Consider the following 23,030-nt stretch of genomic DNA (forward strand, 5'->3'; position numbering starts at 1 on the left):
GATACCAAATTGTAATCATACGTAGTATTTCTCCCTCTACCTCCCCTGCACCCCTTCCCCTACCTGCCAAAACTAATATTCTTGAACGCAACTTGGTATGAGGTCTTTCTATGCTTGAGAAGTTATGCGAAATTTCTTTATTCCAAGAACTGACTGAGGATCAGCTTCAAGGGTTGTCGAAAGGCACCGAAGTATGGTTAGAGCCTGGACAAACCCTTTTCCAGCAAGGAGATCCGCCAGAATATTTCTATGTCCTACTTGAAGGCGAAATACAGATTTTACTGGATCTTAGTAACCAACAGATAGTTCTAGATAGATTCAAAACCGGGATGTTCTTTGGTGAATTACCTATTCTTGCAGGTATGCACCATTTAGGAAGCGGCCAAGCAGTACATAGAAGCCACTTGTACTGCATACCAGAGGATGTTTTTTGGCAAATGCTCATGGCCCATCCATGTGTGAGAAAAAATGTCCTTGGTTGTATGGCAATTCGCGTCCAAGAGTTTCGGATGTTATCTCAACAACATGAAAAGCTGATTGCTTTGGGGACTCTAGCCGCAGGTCTAGCTCATGAATTGAATAACCCAGCATCAGCAGCACATCGAGCCGCTCTACAACTGCGCGATACGATGCAGGTTCTCCAGTCCCTCGCTCTGAGGTGTATCGACCAACGCCTGGCACCGACTCAACTAGAATACCTTTTGCAGCTAAAAAGCAATGCCATTGAGTATGCTGCAACCCCATTCTCTTCAGATCCCTTAGCTCAGATGGATGACGAAGATGAACTAGCAGGCTGGCTGGATGAACATGGTGTGAATGATGGGTGGAAATTCGCTGCTGTCTTGGTTGGCGCAGGGATTAAAACTGAACAGTTACAAGCAATCGGTGACCAGATTGCCAGCCATACACTCACCGATATGCTGTCTTGGCTAGAAGCAACCCTGACTGTCTCAAGTGTATTAAACGTGCTTGAGCAAGCTATTGAGCGCGTATACGATTTAGTCAAGGCTGTCAAGGCTTACTCATACATGGATCAGTCTGCGCTACAGAATGTAGATTTGCATCAAGGTCTTGAAAACACATTGACAATTTTGAGCCATAAGCTCAAAAAGCACCGTGTCAAAGTCATACGCGAGTACTATCCTGAACTACCAACCATTCAGGCTAACGGGAGTGCGCTCAATCAAGTATGGACGAACCTGATTGACAACGCGATCGATGCCTTGAGCGAGGGAGGCACAATTTGGGTGCGGACATTGTTGGAGAAAGATTCTGTTCTAGTAGAAATTGCAGATAACGGATCAGGAATTCCCCCTGAGATTCAAGGCCGCATCTTTGAGCCGTTCTTCACAACAAAAAAAGTTGGTGTTGGGACAGGGCTAGGTCTGGAGATTTCTTATCGAATTGTGGTGGGTCAGCATAACGGAGACATTCGTTGCTTTTCAGAGCCAGGGAACACCAGCCTTCATGTTCGTTTACCTATTGCCGGAATCAAATTTACTTAAAGATACTGGTTTAATTAACATGAATTATGGCTCCTGAATACTTACCACAATTTTTTGTTTATCTAATCAAAAAAAGGAAGGTTTACTATCATGAATTCAGCCGTAGAAATCACTGGGGGTAAGAGCCGTAAGCCAGTCTATTTAGATAAAAATCTTCTGATTATTTTTGGCATTACTTTGATGGGTGTTTTAGGAGTTTCTAGTATTAATCCGGTTTTTCCAAAGATAGCGAAAGAACTGAATGTATCACCTCAAGAAATTGGGCTACTAATCACAGTATTTACTTTTCCTAGTATTGTATTAACGCCTATTCTTGGTGTGCTTGCAGATCGATTTGGTAGAAAAAAAATACTTGTTCCCTCGCTCATGCTATTTGGGATTGCCGGAGTAGGATGCGGGTTTGCTCATGATTTCAACTTATTATTAGTATTACGTTTTCTCCAAGGAATTGGTGCGGCTTCCTTAAACTCCCTCAATGTAACCCTGATTGGCGATATTTATTCAGGTAAAGAGCGCACCAATGCTATGGGTTATAACGCCAGTGTAGGTAGTATAGGTACGGCAAGTTATCCCACGATTGGTGGAGCGATCGCTGTATTAGGGTGGCATTATCCGTTTATGCTTCCCGTATTGGCCATTCCTATAGGACTGCTTGTGTTATTCTCGCTCAAAAGCCCTGAACCGAAAAGTCAGCAGAAGTTTACAGAGTATCTCAGAAATGCGCTAGGCAATTTTAAGAATCGGCAATTTGTTGGGCTTTTTGTGAGTACGGTTGCAACTTTCATGCTCCTTTATGGTGCTTATATAACTTATATCCCAATTCTCATCAGCAATTCATTTAATGTGTCAGCTTTGATTATTGGCATTATTCTCTCAAGTATGTCTGCCACAATTACGCTCACTTCATCACAATTTGGAAGGTTGGCAAGGAAATTTTCAAAAAGAGATTTAATCAAAATTTCATTTCTTCTCTTTGCTGTAGCTCTAGTCATAGTTCCCTTGATTCACAGCCTTTGGCTATTATTAATCCCTACAATGATTTTTGGACTAGGCCTTGGCATTGGCTTTCCTAGTATTCAAACTCTGTTAGCAGAGTTGACCCCCAGAGAATATTTAGCTGCGGTTATGTCAATCAACGGGACATTTCTAGGATTTGGGCAAACTTTGGGGCCTCTATTAATGGGGGCAGTTTTTGGTATCTGGGGAATCAGTAGTGTTTTTTATGCAGGTGCAATTTTTGCAATTGCCACGTTTTTAATATTTAGGCGTTGCAATTGTATGGAGTCAACTACTCCCACCTAAGGCTACTAAATACAATTTCAATATAAGGACAAAGTATTTATGACAATCACATCCAAAATCTCAGCCTTGACTGGCAGTACCTCACCAAAATCTCTCAAAGGTTTGCTTTCAAGAGTATTTGATCAGGAACCGAATAATTCTTTCGATCAGAGCCAATTGATCCCATGTAATATCAGAAATGTAAATGGCAAGATTGAAAATAATGACGTTGACTTTTTTAAATTTTCACATCTTCAAGCTGGAAATCTCTTTATTGCACAGGTAAAATCAAACACATTTGATCCACTTCTGGGATGGGTTAACGACTCTGGTAATATCCAAGTGAACGATGACCAATCTGACAGAAGTGTTCTACCCGTAATCACAGGAATAGTACCAGCTAGTGGGAATCTAGATTTGGCCGTGAGTGGTTTAAGGGATATTAACCTTACAGGTAACCATTTTGAATCGGGTCAATATACACTTTCATTAAAGACCTTTACTTTACCTACTTCTCCTACCAATTCAACACTCCTGAACGGTGGTTTTGAAACTGGTAATTTTGCTGGCTGGACAACATTAGGTGAATCTAGTATTCAGACATCAGCATTTGGGAGTAGTCCCACCGAGGGTGGTTTTGAGGCTTTGTTGTCAACTGGAGGAGCCACATTTGCTGACTCCATTTTAGAAGAATTTTTAGGGTTAGATTCTGGAAGCCTCGATCAGATTGCTAAACAAAGTACTGGTATTAATGAAGCTACTGAAGGTTCCGCTATTCAACAAACATTCACGGCAAAGGCTGGAGACATCTTAAGTTTCGATTGGAATTTCCTTCATAATATTGATATTCCGCAACTTCCAGGCATTTTTAATGATTTCGCTTTCGTCTCTATCGATTCTGTATCGGCTTTGGCTAACGCGACATCCTCATTATTAATGACTTCTAGAACACCATTTAGCCAAGAAAGTGGCTTTCAAACTTTTTCTTTTACAATACCAACCACCGGACAATACTCTTTAGGAATCGGAGTTGTAGATGTGGGCGATCGCACTGTTGATTCTGGATTATTAGTTGACAATGTGACTCTCACCTCTGGAAACAATTTGGTGATTTAGGCGTAGGTTGGAACGCAAGCAGAGAGCAAAAAACGCGCAGGTTTTCCTTACACAATGAGAGATAAAATAGCAATGTTAAGTAGAAGACACTTTATAGCAGCGAGTGCTGGGTTGGGAGCAGGACTTCTCATTCCTACGATGTTCCAATCAAAGAGAACTTATGCCGCCTCGCCACCAATAACTAAATTTACCGAGCCTTTGCCGACTCCGTTTGCGGGTTCACCACCGAGTATATTAGCGATCGCCCCAAGTACACACTCATTCCACAGCAGTTTAGGGGCAGGAGCCACATGGGGCTACGGTGGTGCTTCTTACCTCGGTCCTACTATCGAGGTCACACGTGGGGTACCGCTTAAGCTCACCGTGGCTAATAACGTGGGAAATCACCCTCTGATGGTGGGGCTTGACACAACATTGCATGGTGTACTTGCCTCCGATGCCACCAACCCACGAATGTCGTTGCACTTGCACGGCAGCAACACCGAACCACAAAGTGACGGTTACCCAACAGACACGTTTACACCGGGACAGACCTACGTATACAACTTCAACAGCAATCAAGAAGCATCGACATTGTGGTATCACGACCATGCGCTCGGTATCACTGGGTTGAACGTTCTGGCCGGGCTTGCTGGAGTCTACTTAATCAGAGACATCGACGATCCCATAGGTGGTAATGGGCCACTCAATCTCCCCTCTGGCGCTCCTTATGAGATACCTCTGGTGTTACAAGACCGGGAATTTAACGCCGATGGCTCGATATTCCATCCCCCTGGCTGGGAATCGGAGTTGATTGGTGATGTTGCTACTGTCAATGGCAAAGCATGGCCAAACCTTAATGTTGACCGCACTTTGTACCGATTCCGGATTGTCAATGGCTCAAGTGACCGAACCTACAACCTCAAGCTATCGCCGAAACAGCCAATCATTCAAATTGGTACTGATGGGGGAATGCTCAACGCTCCAGTGCCATTGTCCAGCCTGCTGCTCTCTCCAGGCGAGCGGGCTGATGTATTGATTGACTTCTCTAAGAATCTACCAGGAGAAAAAATCGTCGTCCAAAATGATGCTGTGTCACCGTTTCCGTTTGGTCGGGGCAGCTTCTTTCCAAAACCACTTCTGCCAGAAATCATGCAGTTCACGGTAAACGCGGGTGCTGCTGCTCCTAAAGTCATTCCTCAGAAACTACGACTGCATAAACCATTAATCAAGCCGATTGCTATTCCACCCGTGCGGCAGCGATTCTTGACACTAGTGGAAACCATAGTTGAAAACAAGCTGATGGTGGTGTTACAAAACTACGTCTACTGGGATGAGGCCGAGCAATATCCAGAACTAAGGGAACGCCCCAAGGTAGACACTGTGGAGCAATGGAACATTATTAATCTGCAACCAGTTGCCCACCCAATGCACCTGCATCTAGTCTTTTTCCAGATTCTCAATCGGCAAAAGATTGATACGGCTCAGTATCTGAGGGCATACTTTGCTACTGGCCCTCGTAAAGTACGTATGCACCACGCACCACCGGGTGGGTCAACAGTACCAGCTAGCTACCCACCACCTGACCCTACACCATTTGCGATCGGTCCTGCAAGACCACCTGCACGGAACGAGGCAGGCTGGAAAGATACGGTGTTAGTCTACCCAGGCGAAGTCACCCGCCTTATCATCCCCTTCGGTGCCCAAGCCGCGCCGAACTTGCCCTTTGGCAACTCGTTTACTGGGCGCTACGTTTGGCACTGCCACATGATCAGTCACGAGGACAACGAGATGATGCTGCCCTACGAGGTGGTGACGTAGGCTGGCACTTCAAGATACTAGGGCGTGTTTTCAAACTCCAGTAGATCGAAAACTTTTATAAGTTGACGAAATAATCAGGGTTTCAGCCGACGTTTTGGGGTTGACGATCGCGATTGCTTGCACTGCACTCTTAACCCACCAACAATGCCCGTTCCTTGAAAAGCAGACTCCAACAGGATTCCGGCAGACTATGTTCCTAAACTCAAATGAACGGCTCTTCAGGCTTCTGGAAAACTTTTCGATCTACTGATAGTACCTCGATTCCAGCCCAATTCTATTTCTGCAAGTCTCTGCCCTCCTAGACCTAAACCCTGTACTGTTGACGCTAGAAATTTGCGTTTTGCAGCTCCTTTTAATTGAGATGCTGTTTGTTTCAATAGTTGTTTCAGTGAAGAAGTTAATACTATAGACACCCCTGCTGCACCCGAAATTTCAATTATTATTACTGAATTTACTACAAAAAGGGAGAAAGCGGCAGCCATCGGCTACCGCTTTCTCCCTCTCCTACAATGATTATCATTATCTTTTGCTGGGATGTTTTATTTTTTGGAAGTCCCTTAACTCGACACCAATGGACTCCATCCCATTCGTGCAGAAGCAAGCATTAAAAGCTGTAGCAATTACCCCGTAAACCTTAGAGCTTTTCTTAGTGCTATTCGTCCCTAACCTTTTGTTATCGAAAGCAGCGACTAATTAAGTTTCGCCTTAACTTTCGGATTTTAATTGGACAAAATTATTCAAAATTGGAAAACTCAATATTACAGACCTCAATTCATTAAAACCATGATCAAGACAGTTTTCCACAACCCACTCAAGTTTTATTTTACGGCAATCGCATTACTCTATTAACCATATCAAGTGCAGTTAATTAATATTCATTTAGGCAGTACTTGAGACTACCAGTAATAACAAGCTAAATTAACAAAACTTAACTTCAAAAGCCTGTTACTCCATATTGAAACAGACTTGAGATTACTCCCAACTCAAATAAAATAATGCTTTATGGTGAAAGATACAATAGTCAAAAAATCCTCTCTTACAAAACCTCCGGTTCACCAATTGACCATTCTGACAATCGCTACAACTTTTTTAGTTGGCGGAGTTACAACCTATATGCTCTGGCGGTTTCAGTCATCTCAAGCTGGTGTTACCCAAACAGTAAAAGTTAACAATATACCCGAAGTCAAGACAGTAACTGCTTTGGGGCGTTTAGATCCTGGCGGTGAAGTCATTCAAGTTTCTGCTCCTACTTCATCTGAGGGTAGCCGAGTTGAACAATTACTTGTCAAAGAAGGTGATTCGGTAAAAACAGGTCAAGTAATTGCCATTTTGGATAGCCGCGCTCGTCTTCAAGCTGCTTTAGCAGAAGCCCAACAACAGGTACGAATAGCGCAAGCCGAACTTGCTAGCATTAAAGCAGGCGCAAAACTTGGAGAAATTGAGGCACAGCGCGCACAAATCGCTCGTCTGGAAGTCGAGCGGCGCAATAACATAGAAGCCCAAACTGCTACGGTAGGTCGGCTGGAAGCTGAATTCAGGAATGCTCAGGTCGAAAATCAGCGCTATCAGATGCTCAATCAGGAAGGAGCTATCTCTGCATCACTTAAGGATAGCAAACGTCTTAATTTTGAAACTGCTCAAGAGCAATTGCAGGAAGCCAGAGCAAATTTAAAGCGCATTCAATCAGGACAAAAACAACAACTCAATGAAGCCAAAGCCACGCTGAAACAAATTGCTGAAGTACGTCCAGTAGATGTCGAGGTTGCAGCCGCAAAAGTTAGTAGTGCTAAGGTTGCAGTTCAAAAAGCCCAGACAGATTTAGAACAGGCTTACGTAAAAGCGCTACAGACAGGAAGAGTGCTTAAAATTCACACTTATCCCAGTGAACGGGTTTCTGATAAAGGAATTATAGAGTTCGGCAAAACAGGACAGATGTATGCGGTTGCTGAAGTTTACCAAAGTGATATCAGCAAAGTTCATCCAGGCCAACGAGCCAAAGTGGTCAGTGATTCTCTACCAGAACAACTGCAAGGGACGGTAGAGCGGATTGGTTTAAGTGTAGTTCGGCAAAACGTGATTCATGCCGACCCAGCCGCCAACACTGATGCTCGTGTGATTGAGGTTTGGGTGCGTCTCGATCCCGTATCAAGTAAGAAAGTAGCACAGCTAACGAATCTTCAAGTGACGGTGGTGATTGATATATGAAAGGTTTAATCCAACAATTACAACAGCGAACACCTCTAGGATGGTTGCAACTGAATCATGAAAAAAGCCGTCTGTTCGTGGCACTGTCGGGCATTGCTTTTGCAGATATACTGATGTTCATGCAACTCGGTTTTATGAATGCGCTGTTTGATACCAGCGTTTTGCTCCACCGCAAATTAAAGGCTGATGCTGTACTAATCAGCCCTCAAGCCCGCGACTTAGCAAATATAGGCACTATTCCCCGGCGGCGGCTTTATCAAGCAATGGATGTGCCTGGAGTGAAATCAGCCCAGCCTTTGTATATCAACTTCATAGATTGGAAGAATCCCCAAACCCAGCGCAAGACCTCTATGCTGGTAGTAGGTATAAATCCAGAGCGTGTTACTGTTGATTTGCCAGAGGTTAACCAGAATTTAAAAAGTATCAAATTGTCAGATACGGTTTTATTTGACCGCACATCTAGAGGAGACTACAAAGAGATTATTGCCAAAATTGAACAGGGTAAAACTGTCAAGACTGAAATTGAGCGACGTACTGTTACTATTAGTGGACTGTTTCAAGTTGGTGCTTCCTTCTCTACCGATGGCACTTTGATTACCAGCGATCAGAGCTTTTTGCGGTTATTTCCTCAACGACAGGCTGGGGCGGTTAGTTTGGGATTGATTCAGTTCAAACCAGATAATGATCCAGTACAAGTTACAGCTGCATTAAAAGCTTACTTGCCTAAAGATGTTCAAGTGCTAACACTTGAAGAATTTATTGACTCTGCAAAAGATTACGAAGCCAAAAATAGACCGATTGGTTTTATCTTTGGACTCGGAACTGTAGTCGGGTTTATAGTTGGTATCGTGATTGTTTATCAGGTTCTTTCCACTGATGTAAATGCCCACATCAAGGAATATGCAACATTTAAAGCAATGGGTTATCGTACTTTTTACTTGTTAGGAGTCGTATTTGAAGAGGCGTTGATTCTGGCAGTATTGGGATTTATACCTGGTGCATCAATTGCTATAGGACTTTATCATTTGGTTCGTAATGCCACTAACTTGCCATTATCTATGCCGTTGTTAAGAGGAGTATTTGTACTGCTACTAACATTAGTCATGTGTACTATTTCAGGAGCGATCGCTACCCGTAAACTTCAATCTGCTGACCCTGCTGACATGTTTTAGGTATACACCATGTTTAATAAGCCAGTCATTTCCATCCACAATCTCGATCACTTCTTTGGTCAAGGTCAACTCCGCAAACAAGTCTTATTCGACATCAATTTAGAAATTCATGCGGGCGAAATTGTGATTATGACCGGGCCTTCTGGTTCTGGTAAAACTACACTGCTCACCTTAGCTGGTGGATTGCGCTCTGCTCAATCAGGAAGTCTACAGGTTTTAGGAAAAGAATTGTGTCATGCCAGTCCAGCAGAATTGGTACAGGTGCGACGTAACAACGGCTATATTTTCCAAGCTCACAATCTGCATGGTAGTCTAACGGCACTCCAGAACGTCAAAATGGGCTTAGAATTGCACAAAAATATTTCTTCAAAACGAATGCAACGGCGAGCAGCACAAATGCTGGAGCAGGTAGGATTAGAGCATCGGATAAATTACTATCCTGACGATCTTTCAGGTGGGCAAAAGCAACGAGTTGCGATCGCCCGTGCTTTGGTAAGCCATCCTAAAATTGTTCTAGCTGACGAACCAACTGCTGCCCTCGATAGTAAATCTGGTCGAGATGTCGTTAACCTCATGCAGCAGCTAGCAAAGGAACAAAGCTGTACTATCCTCATTGTTACCCACGACAACCGAATTTTGGATGTTGCAGATCGGATTGTCCAAATGGAAGACGGCAAACTAGTAAATAACTCAACGCAGATATCAAATATTGAAATGTCTCACCGTTGAAGATCACTCACAAAAAAGTAACTCTAAATAACTTCTAAAATTATGATCGCAGAATTTGATGATTTCCATGTCCTAACTACGCTTTATCAAGATATTCTCAAAGCGACTATCCCCTTCATTTTTTTTACTACTAAGGTAGCTCAGGTTGAAACTCACAAAAATATTGATCTAGAAGTGAATGATTCTCAAATTCAGTCGTGTAATTTAAGAAAATTATTGGCATTAATTGCTACCAAACTCGAAAAACAGACTCTCCTGAAACAAGATTTTGAGGCTTACGCTCAACAAGTTTTAGAGCCATTACCTATTAATACTGCTAACAGGACAACTCAGCAGTCAAATTATCAGTCTGTTCTCTTGCTCAAAGAAGTCTTTGACTTTATTGAAGCAAATTATAATCAACCAATTACCCTTGACGATGTAGCACAAGTAGTTGGTTACTCTCCAGCTTATCTTACTAACTTGGTACGACTACAAACTGGTAAAAGTCTTTACCGATGGATTACTCATCGACGGATGGCAGAAGCATACCTTTTGTTATTAGAAACAGACCAAAATTTAAATCAAATCTCTCTGAGCTTAGGTTATCAAAATACAACTACCTTCTGTCGTCAATTTCGCCAGATAAATGGCAAAACACCTCATATTTGGAGAACAATATGCCGCCGTTATCTTAGTCCAAAAGCAATTAATGCTAAACAATTAATATCTCAATCAAAAGAATGGTTATTGCATTATAAATTTCAGGCAATTTAAGCGGTATCACGTATATTTTATGAAATTGCAATGTATGAAATTCAATTTTTACAATGGCTGCAATCTTTACTTTCAGCCATTTTTTGTTTTTAAAGCATAGACATAAACTTACGTTCTTTAATTTTTGAAATAAAAATATACTGTTATGTTTAATGAAATCAAAATAATTGTTCAATTAATCAAAAAAATGATTATTGCAACTATCCTTTAAGACACTATAAACTTGAACTGTGAAAAGAAAACACTTGGCTTTCTCCTAAAACAACACACTTAAGACGTAAACAGTTGCTGCATAACTTTTAATGCTTTGCTTTTTAATCGCAAGCATTCGCAATCAAAAAAACAGAATTTACGTTCTTATTCCAATACATTAATCCGCAACAAATCTAGTCAATTGAAAACTCAAGAGATCATGAAAAAAAACAAACATTTTGACACTATTATTCTCGGAGCAGGGATTGCTGGAACAACCCTGGCTAGTATTTTAGCTAAAAATGGTTTTAGCGTATTGCTACTCGAAAAAGGTACTCATCCTCGGTTTGCAATTGGTGAAGCCATGTTGCCTGAAAGTGCATTGTGGATGTGGATTGTTGCAGAACGTTTTGGTATACCAGAACTTAAAAATTTAACTCAAGTTGAAACAATCCAGCAATACGTATCATCCGGTTGCGGCGTAAAACGTTTACTTGGGTTTGTTTACCATAAACAAGGCGAGAAACAAAATCCAGATGAAGCACATCAACTGATTTCGCCATCTTCTTCTTTGATATCTGAAAGCCACCTCTTCCGCCCAGATGTTGACCATTACATGTTGAAAGTAGCTATCAATTATGGCGTTGAATATCATGACTTGACTGAAGTACAAGACATTGACTTTCAAGAAGATGGCGTACAAGTACGAATCAAAGATGGAGAAGAATATTCTGCTCGCTTTTTAGTCGATGGCTCCGGTTTCCGTTCTCTAGTAGCTGAAAAATTCAATCTCCGCGAAAACCCAACTCGTTTAAGAACCAACACTCGCGGTATCTTTACCCATGTAGCTAATTTACCAGGCTATGATGATTGTATACCCCAAGAAGACTTGCCAGGACAAAGTTGTAAATGGCAAGAAGGAACATTACATCATGTCTTTGATGGGGGCTGGATATGGGTCATTCCCTTTGACAATCACAGTCTTTCGGAAAGCTCTCTGTGCAGTGTTGGCTTAATGCTCAATGGCTATAAGTATCCGAAAAAAGACATAGACCCAGAACAAGAATTCTACAGTATTATCGAGCAGTTCCCAAGCATTGCTAAACATCTTAAAGACCTGAAACCAGTACGTAAATGGGTCAGTACTGATAGGATTCAATACTCATCTACAGATGCGGTAGGACATCGTTATGCTCTGTTGAGCCATTCTTATGGTTTTATTGATCCTTTATACTCAAGAGGTTTTATCAGCACCTTTGAAACTGTTCATTCTCTAGCAGGTCGATTATTAGAGGCGTTAAAAGATGATGACTTCAGTGTTGAGCGCTTTACCCATGTAGAAAAATTGCTAGCAACAAAAATTGATCACAACGACCAGATACTTTATAACACTTTCCGTTCAATGTCGCACTTTCCACTATGGAATGCAATGACTCAACTTTGGTTAGCTTACCTAATTCTTAGTGATGTCTATCTGTTCCGTAGTTGCTTAAAATCTATAGCTAGTAGTAGTTCATCACCTTTTATAGAGCTTGACCAAGAAGAGCCTTATCCTATGGCTAAAGCTCCCTTTGCTGAGACTTTCCAAACTGTTTTAGATAGTTACGAAGTGTTATTAGATAAGGTTGATGCAGGAGAAATTCCTGTAGAAGAAGCTGCTAATCAGATGCTCTCTCTTCTCAAGCAATCTGATATGTTACCGCAATCAGTTTACCCTTGGGGAAATCCTCAAGCACGACATGTTGATTTCCGTGCGTATCCAGAACCAATCAAACCATTAGTTTCTTCAGGTGCAGATGATATTCCCTTAGCCTTGCTTAAAGAGTTTTTTGATATTAAAGTACCACAACCTGTATAGACGGGTTAGAAAAGTCTCTCCAATATTTGGAGAGACTACAGAGAGGACAAATAATGTGCAATGTGTTTTAAAGAATTGAGACAACAGCAACACAAATAAAAGAGATTACTATGCTATTGCAATCAAGACCTTCTACCCCAACAATAAATACTCCACTTCCAGGCCCGCGTGGTTTACCCATCATTGGGAACTTGCCAATCATGGGTAAATATCCATATCAAACATTCACTCATCTAGCAAAACAGTACGGCAATGTCTTTCAAATACGTATTTTTTCTCAAACTATTGTTGTACTCAATGGACTTGAAACAATTAAAGAGGCTTTATTAAAACAACAAGGGGATTTTGCTGGTAGACCAAACTTTTACACTCTCAAGAATGCAGTTAGAGGTAGGGCTATTGGTGGTAGGGATTATGGTTTGCTATGGAAAAGGCATCGGGAAATTACTACTAACGCTCTGCATAAATTCGTTACAAGTAAAGTAAGCTCCATTGAACAGCAAGTGATGGAGGAAGCAGCTGAATTAGTAAATATTCTCTTGAGCTATCAAGGTCAACCTTTCAATCCCGAGATAGAGGTAAATCTCTCCGTTGCGAATGTTATGCTTCAGATTTTGTTTGGAGAAAAATGCAGTCGTGACGATCAAGATTTTATTGCCTTTGTCAAATTAGCTGAGGATTTTCCGCAAAATACTGCGGGTACTTTATTAGCTGATTTTATACCACAGACTCGTATATTTTTTGAAAATTTTGGACAAGGGTTATCAAAGTGGCATAACGCGCTGAATACGCTGGAAAGATTAGTTTTAAAGAAGTTAAAAGAGTATCGAGACTCATACGACCCCGAAAATCTTAGAAGTATGGTAGATGCGCTCATTAAAGCCACTAATGAGTTAGATGAGTTCGACAAGCAAACCTTGGGTCTTACCGAAAAGGTGATTGTGGAAGGAACACCGCAAGAAATGATGGGTACAGGATTACTACCTATTGCGCCCCTAATTCGTTGGGCAATGTTATATATGATTGCTGACCCAGATATTCAGACGAAAGTCCACCAAGAACTAGATACAGTAGTGGGTAGAGACCGACAAGTATGCATGGCCGATCGCAAAAAATTGCCATTTACAGAAGCTTGCATTCATGAAATGCTACGACATGCTCATTCCTTCCCTCTGGCTCTCCCAAGCGCTACTACAATTGATACCACTATCAATGGTCACTTCATTCCCAAAGATACGCCTGTGTTCGTTAATCTTTATAGCTTGACCCGTGATGAGCGTTTTTGGCATGAGCCTGAAAAATTCAACCCATATCGATTTCTCACTGATACAGGAGAAGTTAGAGAAGATTTGCTAGATAAATATTACCCATTTGGAATTGGAAAACGTCGCTGTTTCGGAGAGTATTTAGGACGGCTTGAGCTATTCACTTTCATTGCTAGTTTAATGCAGAAATGCAGCTTTGAAAAAGCTCCAGGAGAAAAATTGAATTTTGAAGGTACAGCAGGAGCTATTTTAATGCCGGAGAGTTTTCAAATTATCATCAAGCCGCGTATTTAATTAAGAGCGATCGCAAATCACAATCAAAAACAGCAAACAATATTTAGAGGTAAGTTATGACCTTTCATCCCCCAGAACCATTTCGGATCAAGATGGTTGAGCCGATCAAACTACTCGATCGTAATACCCGTGAGGCAGCCATACGCCGAGCTAATTACAATCTCTTTGGTCTGCGTTCAGAGGAAATATTCATTGATTTATTTACAGACTCCGGCACTAGTGCAATGAGTCAAGCACAGTGGGCAGCAATGCTTGAAGGTGATGAAGCTTATGCTGGCGCTCGTTCGTATTATCGATTAGCAGAAGTCATTCAAGACATATTCGGCTTTCCCTACTTTTTACCTACTCACCAAGGTCGAGCAGCAGAAAACATTTTGAGCGCTTGTTTGGTGAAACCAGGTCAGTATGTTCCTTCTAACATGCACTTTGATACTACCTATGCCAATATTCGCGCTCGTGGGGGACTTCCTACTAACCTAGTTATTGAAGAGGCCCATCATACTGGTTCATATCACCCCTTTAAAGGGAATATGGATATTGAAAAGCTACGTGAATTTATCAATAGAGTAGGAGCAGACAAAATTCCCTTTGGTATGATCACAGTCACCAATAACGCTGGAGGTGGTCAACCCGTTTCTCTAGAAAACCTACGAAAAGTTTCTCAAACTTATAAAGAGTTTGGTATACCGTTTTTCATTGATGCTTGTCGCTTTGCAGAAAATGCTTATTTTATTAAGCTACGAGAGCCTGGTTATGCAGATAAAACTCCTCTGGAAATTAGCCAAGAAATGTTTGCTCTAGCCGATGGCATTACCATGAGTGCCAAAAAGGATGGCATGGTCAATATTGGTGGCTTTATAACCATGAGAGATGAAGCGCTATTTGAACAAGCACGTAATGAATTAATTCTCCGTGAGGGATTCCCCACTTATGGCGGGTTAGCTGGCCGGGATTTAGATGCTATGGCCATTGGATTGCGTGAAGTACTTCAAGAAGAATATCTAGCCTATCGTTTGGGGCAAACAGCATATCTAGCAGCGCGTCTACGAGAATTAGGGATTCCCATCATTGAGCCGCCAGGCGCACATGCAGTATACGTAGATGCTGGATTGTTATTGTCTCATATCCCTCAAGAACAATTTCCTGCTCAAGCCTTAACAGTAGAACTCTATTTAGAAGGTGGAATTCGAACAGTAGAAATAGGCTCACTGACTTTTGGTCATCTTGATCCAGATACCAACAAAATGGTGTATCCCAAATTGGAACTAGTTCGTCTAGCACTTCCTAGAAGGGTATATACACAAAGTCATTTAGACTATGTGGCTGAAATATTTGGTAAAACTGCTGCACGCTGCAATCAAATTCCTGGATATCAACTAAACTACGCGCCTAAATTGTTGCGTCAATTTACAGCCCAGCTTGAACCTATTAAAGCAGATAATCACTTATCAAAAACATTGACAGAGTTATCAATACTCTCGGTTTAAGCGCAACTTGTGAACTTTCTTGAAAAAGATTCTTCCTAGCACAAAACATAAAGCTGAACAAGAACTGTTTTGAATAAAAGAGGTAGAAATGGAAGAAAACATTATTATTGTTGGAGCAGGGCTTGTAGGTTCTCTGCTCTCTGTATACCTAGCACGCGCTGGCTTTAAAGTTAGTGTATATGAACGAAATTCAGATCCACGCCAAGTTAATCTGCAATCAGATCGATCTATCAATATAACCTTGTCTGAACGGGGTTTCCACGCATTAGATGCTGTGGGTGCAGGTGACATGGTACGCAGGCTTTGCATTCCTGTCTATGGCAGAATTATTCATGCCCAAAATGGTGAGCTAAATTATCAGCCTTACGGTAACAATAGAGAAGCTATTTATTCTATCGGACGCGAAGACTTAAGTAAGGCGCTTCTCTGTTTTGCCCAACAGCATGAAAACATTGAATTTCATTTCAACCAAAAATGTAGTGACATTGATTTACCAACTGCTACCTTAAAATTCCAAAATTCAAAAACAGGAGAAGTCAATCAAGTTCATGCAGATAGGATTTTTGCTGCTGATGGAGCTTATTCTTCTGTTAGGCACAAGATGCAGCGATTAAAACGTTTCAATTATTCCCAAGAATATTTTGAGCAGGGATATAAAGAAATTATCATTCCTCCCTCCAGTGATGGCGATTGGGCATTAGATAAAAACGCCATACATATCTGGCCACGAGATGATTACATGCTTATTGGGTTTCCTAATTTAGATAGAAGTTTTACGTTATCATTACACTTGCCTTATGAAGGTGAAATTTCTCATAAGTCTTCTGCATCTCCCGATTCTCTGCGCTATCTTTTCAAAAAGTATTTTCCTGATATCTGGTCGCTAGTAGAACCCAACTTAGTGAATTACATTGATAAACCAGTGGAAGCAATGATTACTATTAAATGTTTTCCTTGGAGTTATCAAGATAAAGTAATACTAGTTGGTGATTCTTGCCATGCTATTTTTCCTTCATACGGTCAAGGAGCTAATGCCGGCTTTGAAGATTGCCAGTTACTTACTAATTGCATTCATAAACATTTAGGAGACTGGCAATCAATTTTTCAAGAATATGAGATTATGCGTAAACCAAATATGGATGCTCTCGCTGATCTTTGCGTAGAACACTTTACTGTTTTAAGAAAAATGGTAGGAGATCCCAAATTTTTAGAACTCAATAAAATTGAGAGAAAAATCCAAGAAAATAATCCAGAGTATGCATCCCTTTACTACAATGTTTCTTTCACTTGTATGCCATATCTAGAAGCTTTAAAAGCAGAGCGTAAACATCAGGAAATAATTGAGAAGATTGTCGAAGCAAACATGGTTTTAGAGATGTCGGTCTAGAATATTTACTTGAAAGTAATTATTCACTCAATTAAAGTGAACAGCAGTCTAGTAAATAAAGGTTTAAGTCAATGATTATAGTCATGAAAACAGGAACTCCTGAGCTAGAAATTCAACAAATTAGCCAAGAATTAGAAAGATGGAAGATTAAACCAGAAAAAACTGTAGGCAACCACAAAGTTATAATTGCATTAATCGGTGATACGGCAGATATCAATCCTCAATACATTCAACAACTCAGTCCTTTTATTGAGGAAGTATTGCGGGTGAAACAGCCCTTTAAACGGGTTAGTCGAGAATTTCGCTATGGAGAACCTACTGAAGTATTAGTATCCACACTGAATGGAGCAGTTAGTTTTAGCGAAAATCATTCTATAGTTACAATAGCTGGGCCTTGCTCAGTAGAGAACGAAGAAATGATTGTACAAACAGCTAGGCGAGTTAAAGCTGCTGGAGCTAAGTTTTTGCGGGGAGGAGCATATAAACCGCGTACATCTCCCTATGCTTTTCAAGGATATGGTGAGAGTGCTTTAAATTTGTTAGCAACCGCTCGTCAGGAAACAGGTTTGGGAATCGTGACAGAAGTCATGGATACAGCCGATCTTGAGAAAGTAGCTCAGATTGCTGATATTGTCCAAATCGGCGCTCGCAATATGCATAATTTCTCGTTGTTAAAGAAAGTAGGTAGTATAAACAAACCTATTTTGCTCAAGCGAGGGATGTCTGCCACGATTGAAGAGTGGTTGATGGCAGCTGAATACATTTTGGCAGCAGGCAATCCGAATGTAATTTTGTGCGAACGGGGAATTCGGAGCTTTGATCGGCAGTATGCCAGGAATACGCTTGATTTGAGTGCTATACCTGTGTTGCGATCGCTAACTCACTTACCGATTATGATTGACCCTAGCCACGGTACTGGTAGATCGGAATATGTACCAGCGATGGCATTAGCTGCGATCGCAGCTGGTGCAGATGCTTTAATGATTGAGGTTCACCCTAACCCATCGAAAGCTCTTTCTGATGGGCCTCAATCTCTAACACCAGATCAATATGAGAAGTTAATGCAAGAAATGGCTGTGATTGGTCAAGCTGTTAATCGTTGGGAACCAAAATTTGCCACATCGACAGTATCTTCCCTTTCATCAAACTATCAATCTGCAAAACAACTTTGTAATAGCACCATCACTGTCATGACTTCTCACAACTAGTTTTAAAACTCTGTTCAATTTCCATGCACAAGAGGTACAAATGAGCAAGGAATATGACCCCGCAAAACTAGAATTAACAAACTTAGAACCTATCACTAATACTGACTTGATTGCTCCACAAGCTGTAGACATCAAAATTGAAAAGCTAGAGAACCGACAACGACGTGTTTTTGCCAAAATTCAAATTCCCTATTCATTAGAGCAAGTTTGGCAGGTTCTCACAGACTATGAAGCTTTTACTGAGTTCATGCCCAATTTTACGCAAAGTAGACGCTTGGCTCATCCAACTGGAGGTATTCGTGTAGAACAAGTCCGCACGAAAAGTTTCATGGGGATGAAGGTATCGACCAAATTAGTTGTAGATATCGAAGAAAACTTTCCCTCTAAAATTCATTATCAACAAGTTGAGGGAGACTTTAAGAACTTCTCTGGTTACTGGCAGTTAAAACCTTGGAATCTATCGCCCGATCAAGATGGAGTGGAGCTTTCATATAACTTCTTGATTTGGCCAAAGCCAATTTTACCAGGCGCATTAGTAGAACACGTTTTGAGCCACGATATACCAGTAAGTATGTTAGCGATTAGAGAGCGAATAGAAAAGCTATTTAGTCGTGGATAGATGACTAATAGTTTATCGCATTAGTTTTGCTAGAAAAATTAGCTTTTCAACTTCTTTCTTTTTCCTTGTTATTTGCGAATTTTGGTTACTTTGTAGTTCGTTATTTTACAGTGCATTCATGCAATGAACCAACTAGGTAAACAAGTTTGTAGTTAAAGCATTTCTGGAATGGTGTTCTTTAAATAGTTTGAGAGAATTCCCCAATGTTTGATACTTATTGCTACACAACTAAAGGTGGAGTGTACATATCTCGCTCCATCACTGAGACACTGATCGAGACTGCGATTAATGAAGTCTTATCACTTATTGATTCTCAACGTGGAGGTTTATTTTCCAGTAGTTACGAATATCCTGGAAGATATAAAAGATGGGCAATAGGTTTTGTTAATCCACCCTTAGAACTCGTTACTACTGACAACTTTTTTACACTTACAGCCCATAACGATCGCGGCGTAGTGCTATTGCAGTATTTAGCAGAGCGTTTGTTTGGGCGATCGCAACTCCAGATAGTTAATTGGGAAACGAAGCATTTATCTGGATTAATTCGACCAACAGAACATTTATTTTCCGAAGAAGAGCGCAGCAAACAACCATCTGTTTTCAACATCGTTCGGGAAATCTTATCTGCTTTTGAGAGTCCAGAAGATCAACATTTAGGGCTGTATGGCGCATTTGGCTACGATTTGGTTTTTCAATTTGAACCAATGCCAAAGCAGCTTGAACGTTCTGTCGATCAGCGAGATATGTTGTTATATCTACCTGATGAACTGTTAATTGTTGACTACTACCAGCAACGTGCATTCAGGGTGCAGTATGAATTTGAGACTAAGCATGGTAGTACTAAAGGTTTGCCAAAGAGTGGTGAAATCATTGATTACAAAGGAAAATCCTATACCCCCACTCAACCTTGCGATCACAAACCAGATGAGTATGCTCTTCAAGTTGAAAAAGCACTTGATTATTTCCGTCGAGGTGATTTCTTTGAAGTAGTTCCTAGTCAAAACTTCTTTCAAGGCTGCCAAAAGTCCCCAGCAGAACTTTTCCGAAAGTTACAGCAAATAAATCCTAGTCCCTATGGATTTATCTGCAATTTGGGTGGAGAATATTTGATTGGTGCATCTCCAGAAATGTTTGTGCGCGTCGAAGGGAAGCGTGTTGAAACTTGCCCAATCAGTGGCACTATCAAGCGTGGAAAAAATGCCATTGAGGATGCAACACAAATTCTTCAGCTACTCAATTCACGCAAGGATGAAGCTGAACTGACAATGTGTACTGACGTTGACCGCAACGACAAATCCCGAATCTGCGAACCTGGGTCAGTGCGAGTAATTGGCCGCCGCCAAATAGAGTTGTATAGTCATTTGATCCATACAGTAGATCACGTTGAAGGCTTAATCAGACCTGAATTTGATGCCTTGGATGCATTTCTTACTCATCTGTGGGCAGTCACAGTCACAGGAGCGCCCAAAAGAGCAGCAATGCAATTTATTGAACAGCATGAGCGTAGTCCTCGACGTTGGTATGGTGGAGCAGTTGGTTACTTCACTTTCAAAGGCGACTTGAACACCGGTCTGATTCTGCGAACAATTCAACTTAAAGACTCAATTGCAGAAGTGCGTGCGGGTGCGACAGTTCTTTATGACTCAATTCCAGAAGCCGAAGCCCAAGAAACTTTAACTAAAGCAGCAGCTTTGTTTCAAACGCTCTACCAGACTCAGCAAAAGTCCAACTTGTCATGCAGTTTAAACCTTAGCAATCGAGCTAAAACTGAAACAAACAAGCATGTCTTACTAATTGACCACGAAGACTCATTTGTACATACACTTGCTAACTATATCCGCTCTTCTGGTGCCACAGTTAAAACACTACGTCATGGCTTCTGTGAACAAATTCTAGATATTGAATCTCCAGACATCGTTGTACTATCTCCTGGCCCTGGTAGACCTAGTGACTTTAATCTGTCCAAAACAGTTGCAAGCTGCATACGTCGAAAAATCCCAATTTTTGGGGTTTGTTTGGGGTTACAAGGAATTGTTGAAGCTTTTGGGGGTGAATTAGGAGTTCTTGAGTATCCGCAACATGGAAAATCGGCTCGTGTTGTTGTTACAGCGCCAGAATCTGGGATATTTCAAGGTTTACCCCAATCCTTTGAAGTTGGTAGATATCATTCGTTATTTGCTCTACCCGATCGCCTTCCTCAAGAATTACAAGTTACAGCTATTTCAGAAGATGGTGTGATTATGGGCATTGAGCATAAAACCCTTCCAATTGCTGCACTTCAGTTTCACCCAGAATCGATCATGACTCTTTCTGATGAAGTAGGTCTATCAATTATTAAGAATGTCGTGCGTATGTACACACGAGAGTGCAATTTCTCACATCCACAGCTAGAAACTACTGGCAACAAAGATGTTATCCATCGTGCCGTATTGTCTATCTCTTAAATTCAAGTGATGACTATGCAGACTGATCGCCATCCTTTAACTTTATTTACTACTAATACCAAGCCGCGCCATATCCTTGAAGAGATTGTGTGGCAAAAAAAGCAAGAAGTTGCACTTAGAAGTCAGCAATTGTGTTTAGAAGATTTACAAAATCAGATAAGTACTGCCCCTGCTACGCGAGATTTCTTAAGTGCGCTGCAACAAAGCCCAACCAAACCCAGCTTAATTGCAGAAGTCAAAAAAGCCTCACCTAGTAAAGGAGTAATTCGAGCTAACTTTGAACCAGTCAAAATTGCACAGGCTTATTCACAAGGTGGAGCAACTTGTATATCAGTACTAACTGATGAAAAATTCTTTCAAGGCAGTTTTGACTATTTGCAGACGATTCGACAAAATGTTTCATTACCACTGCTGTGTAAAGAGTTCATCATTGATCCTTATCAAATATATCTAGCACGAGCAGCTGGCGCTGATGCTGTACTTTTGATTGCAGCCATTCTGTCAGACCAAAACCTCAAAGAATTTTTGCAAATTGCCTACAGTTTAGGCATGAACGCTCTGATAGAGGTACATACTCTAGCAGAACTAGACCGAGTACTAACGCTCAAAGACTTGCGTTTAGTAGGTATCAATAACCGTAATCTCGAAGATTTCACGGTTGATTTAGGAACTACACAGCATTTATTGGCAGAACGAAGAGAAAAGTTAAACAGTTTAAACATCACTGTTGTTAGTGAGTCTGGTATACACACAAAAGCTGATTTAGCTCTTGTGGCTGATGCTGGTGCTAGTGCTGTTTTAGTGGGAGAGTCTTTAGTCAAACAAACCGATCTAGTCCAAGCAGTACTCGATCTGCGGACAAATTTTTAGCCATTCACTTACTTTGTTAGACAAACTATGAGGACGACTTCTATCTCTCATTGCTTCGAGACTTTACGAAATCGCAATCAGTGCGCCTTAATTCCCTTTATTACTGCTGGCGATCCAGATTTAGAAATAACAGCAGAAGCTCTACGGGTTTTGGATCGTCACGGTGCCGATCTGATTGAATTGGGTGTTCCTTACTCAGATCCTTTGGCAGATGGGCCTGTAATTCAAGCAGCAGCAACCCGCGCTCTGCAACGGGGCATTCGTTTAGATCAAGTTCTGGAAATGGTTCGGACTATTAGTCCTAGCCTCAAAACACCTCTAATCTTATTTACTTACTACAACCCCATTTTGAACCGAGGTGTTGAGCAGTTCTTGCAACAAATAGCTCAAGCAGGCATTGCTGGTTTGGTAGTACCTGATTTACCATTGGAGGAAGCAGAAAATTTATTACAGCTAGCCACCAAGTATGGTATCGAAGTGATTTTGTTGGTAGCTCCTACTAGTTCAGTTGAACGTATTGAAGCGATCGCTCGTCAGTCTCAGGGATTCGTTTATTTAGTCAGTGTCACTGGTGTCACTGGTATACGCTCCGAACTCCAACTGCATGTTAAAGATTTACTCACAGATTTGCATAGTGTCACTGACAAACCTATTGCTGTTGGTTTTGGCATTTCTAGACCTGAACAAGCTCGTCAGGTGATGGATTGGGGTGCAAATGCTGTGATCGTGGGTAGTGCCTTTGTGAAATGTTTGGTTAAAGGGACAGCGACTCAAAGGCTGTTGGCAGTTGAAAAACTTTGTCGAAGTCTGAAAGCAGCAATTACTGCATCAAATAACTAATT

18 protein-coding genes and 1 pseudogene are annotated in these 23,030 nt (G+C 41.2%); 17 read left to right on the forward strand and 2 right to left on the reverse strand.

What is annotated here, in order from left to right:
• Positions 1 to 110 precede the first annotated feature (110 nt).
• The 3 genes from RMZ43_RS31195 to RMZ43_RS31205 all read left to right on the forward strand — a co-directional run bounded on the left by RMZ43_RS31195 (position 111) and on the right by RMZ43_RS31205 (position 3,902).
• Entirely contained in the window at positions 111 to 1,505 is a 1,395-nt protein-coding gene (locus tag RMZ43_RS31195; RefSeq protein WP_322649098.1) for an ATP-binding protein, read from the forward strand.
• A gap of 90 nt (positions 1,506 to 1,595) precedes the next feature.
• Positions 1,596 to 2,807 carry an MFS transporter gene (locus tag RMZ43_RS31200; RefSeq protein ID WP_322649099.1) on the forward strand — a complete coding sequence of 404 codons (1,212 nt, stop codon included), beginning with the start codon at positions 1,596 to 1,598 and terminating at the stop codon, positions 2,805 to 2,807.
• Between the two features lie 39 nt (positions 2,808 to 2,846).
• Positions 2,847 to 3,902 (forward strand): hypothetical protein, encoded by a 1,056-nt coding sequence (locus RMZ43_RS31205; protein ID WP_322649100.1) that lies wholly within the window; start codon positions 2,847 to 2,849, stop codon positions 3,900 to 3,902.
• Between the two features lie 158 nt (positions 3,903 to 4,060).
• Here the strand turns inward: RMZ43_RS31205 and RMZ43_RS31210 are convergent, their stop codons facing one another.
• Entirely contained in the window at positions 4,061 to 4,192 is a 132-nt protein-coding gene (locus tag RMZ43_RS31210) for a hypothetical protein (RefSeq protein WP_322655654.1), read from the reverse strand.
• A 163-nt stretch (positions 4,193 to 4,355) separates the two neighbouring features.
• Between RMZ43_RS31210 and RMZ43_RS31215 the strand changes: the two genes are divergently transcribed.
• Positions 4,356 to 5,702: a multicopper oxidase family protein gene (locus RMZ43_RS31215; protein ID WP_322649102.1), complete on the forward strand. Its 1,347-nt coding sequence runs from the start codon at positions 4,356 to 4,358 to the stop codon at positions 5,700 to 5,702.
• A gap of 242 nt (positions 5,703 to 5,944) precedes the next feature.
• On the opposite strand, the pseudogene RMZ43_RS31220 reads toward RMZ43_RS31215, so the two are convergent.
• Positions 5,945 to 6,109: pseudogene (locus tag RMZ43_RS31220) on the reverse strand (ISAzo13 family transposase); the annotation flags it as partial.
• A 595-nt stretch (positions 6,110 to 6,704) separates the two neighbouring features.
• Between RMZ43_RS31220 and RMZ43_RS31225 the strand changes: the two are divergent.
• The 13 genes from RMZ43_RS31225 (at position 6,705) to trpA (ending at position 23,028) form a co-directional block, all read left to right on the forward strand.
• Positions 6,705 to 7,907 carry an ABC exporter membrane fusion protein gene (locus RMZ43_RS31225; RefSeq protein WP_322649103.1) on the forward strand — a complete coding sequence of 401 codons (1,203 nt, stop codon included), beginning with the start codon at positions 6,705 to 6,707 and terminating at the stop codon, positions 7,905 to 7,907.
• Positions 7,904 to 9,079: an ABC transporter permease DevC gene (gene devC, locus RMZ43_RS31230; protein ID WP_322649104.1), complete on the forward strand. Its 1,176-nt coding sequence runs from the start codon at positions 7,904 to 7,906 to the stop codon at positions 9,077 to 9,079. The genes RMZ43_RS31225 and devC overlap by 4 nt, the downstream gene beginning before the upstream one ends.
• Positions 9,080 to 9,088: 9 nt before the next feature.
• The gene (locus RMZ43_RS31235) at positions 9,089 to 9,808 is read left to right on the forward strand and encodes a DevA family ABC transporter ATP-binding protein (RefSeq protein WP_322649105.1); all 720 of its coding nucleotides are present in this window, start codon (positions 9,089 to 9,091) and stop codon (positions 9,806 to 9,808) included.
• A 42-nt stretch (positions 9,809 to 9,850) separates the two neighbouring features.
• Positions 9,851 to 10,564: a helix-turn-helix transcriptional regulator gene (locus RMZ43_RS31240; protein WP_322652177.1), complete on the forward strand. Its 714-nt coding sequence runs from the start codon at positions 9,851 to 9,853 to the stop codon at positions 10,562 to 10,564.
• Positions 10,565 to 10,976: 412 nt separating this feature from the next.
• Positions 10,977 to 12,614 (forward strand): NAD(P)/FAD-dependent oxidoreductase, encoded by a 1,638-nt coding sequence (locus tag RMZ43_RS31245; RefSeq protein ID WP_322649107.1) that lies wholly within the window; start codon positions 10,977 to 10,979, stop codon positions 12,612 to 12,614.
• Positions 12,615 to 12,724: 110 nt separating this feature from the next.
• Positions 12,725 to 14,173 carry a cytochrome P450 gene (locus RMZ43_RS31250; protein WP_322649108.1) on the forward strand — a complete coding sequence of 483 codons (1,449 nt, stop codon included), beginning with the start codon at positions 12,725 to 12,727 and terminating at the stop codon, positions 14,171 to 14,173.
• Positions 14,174 to 14,229: 56 nt separating this feature from the next.
• Complete coding sequence (locus RMZ43_RS31255) at positions 14,230 to 15,660, forward strand: tryptophanase (RefSeq protein WP_322652176.1); 1,431 nt, start codon at positions 14,230 to 14,232, stop codon at positions 15,658 to 15,660.
• An 88-nt stretch (positions 15,661 to 15,748) separates the two neighbouring features.
• Positions 15,749 to 17,047: an FAD-dependent oxidoreductase gene (locus RMZ43_RS31260; protein ID WP_322652175.1), complete on the forward strand. Its 1,299-nt coding sequence runs from the start codon at positions 15,749 to 15,751 to the stop codon at positions 17,045 to 17,047.
• A gap of 71 nt (positions 17,048 to 17,118) precedes the next feature.
• A complete protein-coding gene (gene aroF / locus RMZ43_RS31265) occupies positions 17,119 to 18,255 on the forward strand; it encodes a 3-deoxy-7-phosphoheptulonate synthase (protein ID WP_322649111.1) in 1,137 nt (378 codons plus the stop codon).
• A gap of 40 nt (positions 18,256 to 18,295) precedes the next feature.
• Positions 18,296 to 18,874: an SRPBCC family protein gene (locus tag RMZ43_RS31270; RefSeq protein WP_322652174.1), complete on the forward strand. Its 579-nt coding sequence runs from the start codon at positions 18,296 to 18,298 to the stop codon at positions 18,872 to 18,874.
• 203 nt (positions 18,875 to 19,077) lie between these two features.
• Entirely contained in the window at positions 19,078 to 21,318 is a 2,241-nt protein-coding gene (locus tag RMZ43_RS31275) for an anthranilate synthase (RefSeq protein WP_322652173.1), read from the forward strand.
• A gap of 15 nt (positions 21,319 to 21,333) precedes the next feature.
• Positions 21,334 to 22,188, forward strand: coding sequence for an indole-3-glycerol phosphate synthase TrpC (gene trpC / locus RMZ43_RS31280; RefSeq protein WP_322649132.1), 855 nt, complete (start codon positions 21,334 to 21,336; stop codon positions 22,186 to 22,188).
• Positions 22,189 to 22,215: 27 nt separating this feature from the next.
• Positions 22,216 to 23,028 carry a tryptophan synthase subunit alpha gene (gene trpA, locus RMZ43_RS31285; RefSeq protein WP_322649114.1) on the forward strand — a complete coding sequence of 271 codons (813 nt, stop codon included), beginning with the start codon at positions 22,216 to 22,218 and terminating at the stop codon, positions 23,026 to 23,028.
• Positions 23,029 to 23,030: the final 2 nt, after the last annotated feature.

Source organism: Nostoc sp. CmiVER01 (assembly GCF_034531135.2).
Lineage (GTDB): Bacteria > Cyanobacteriota > Cyanobacteriia > Cyanobacteriales > Nostocaceae > Nostoc.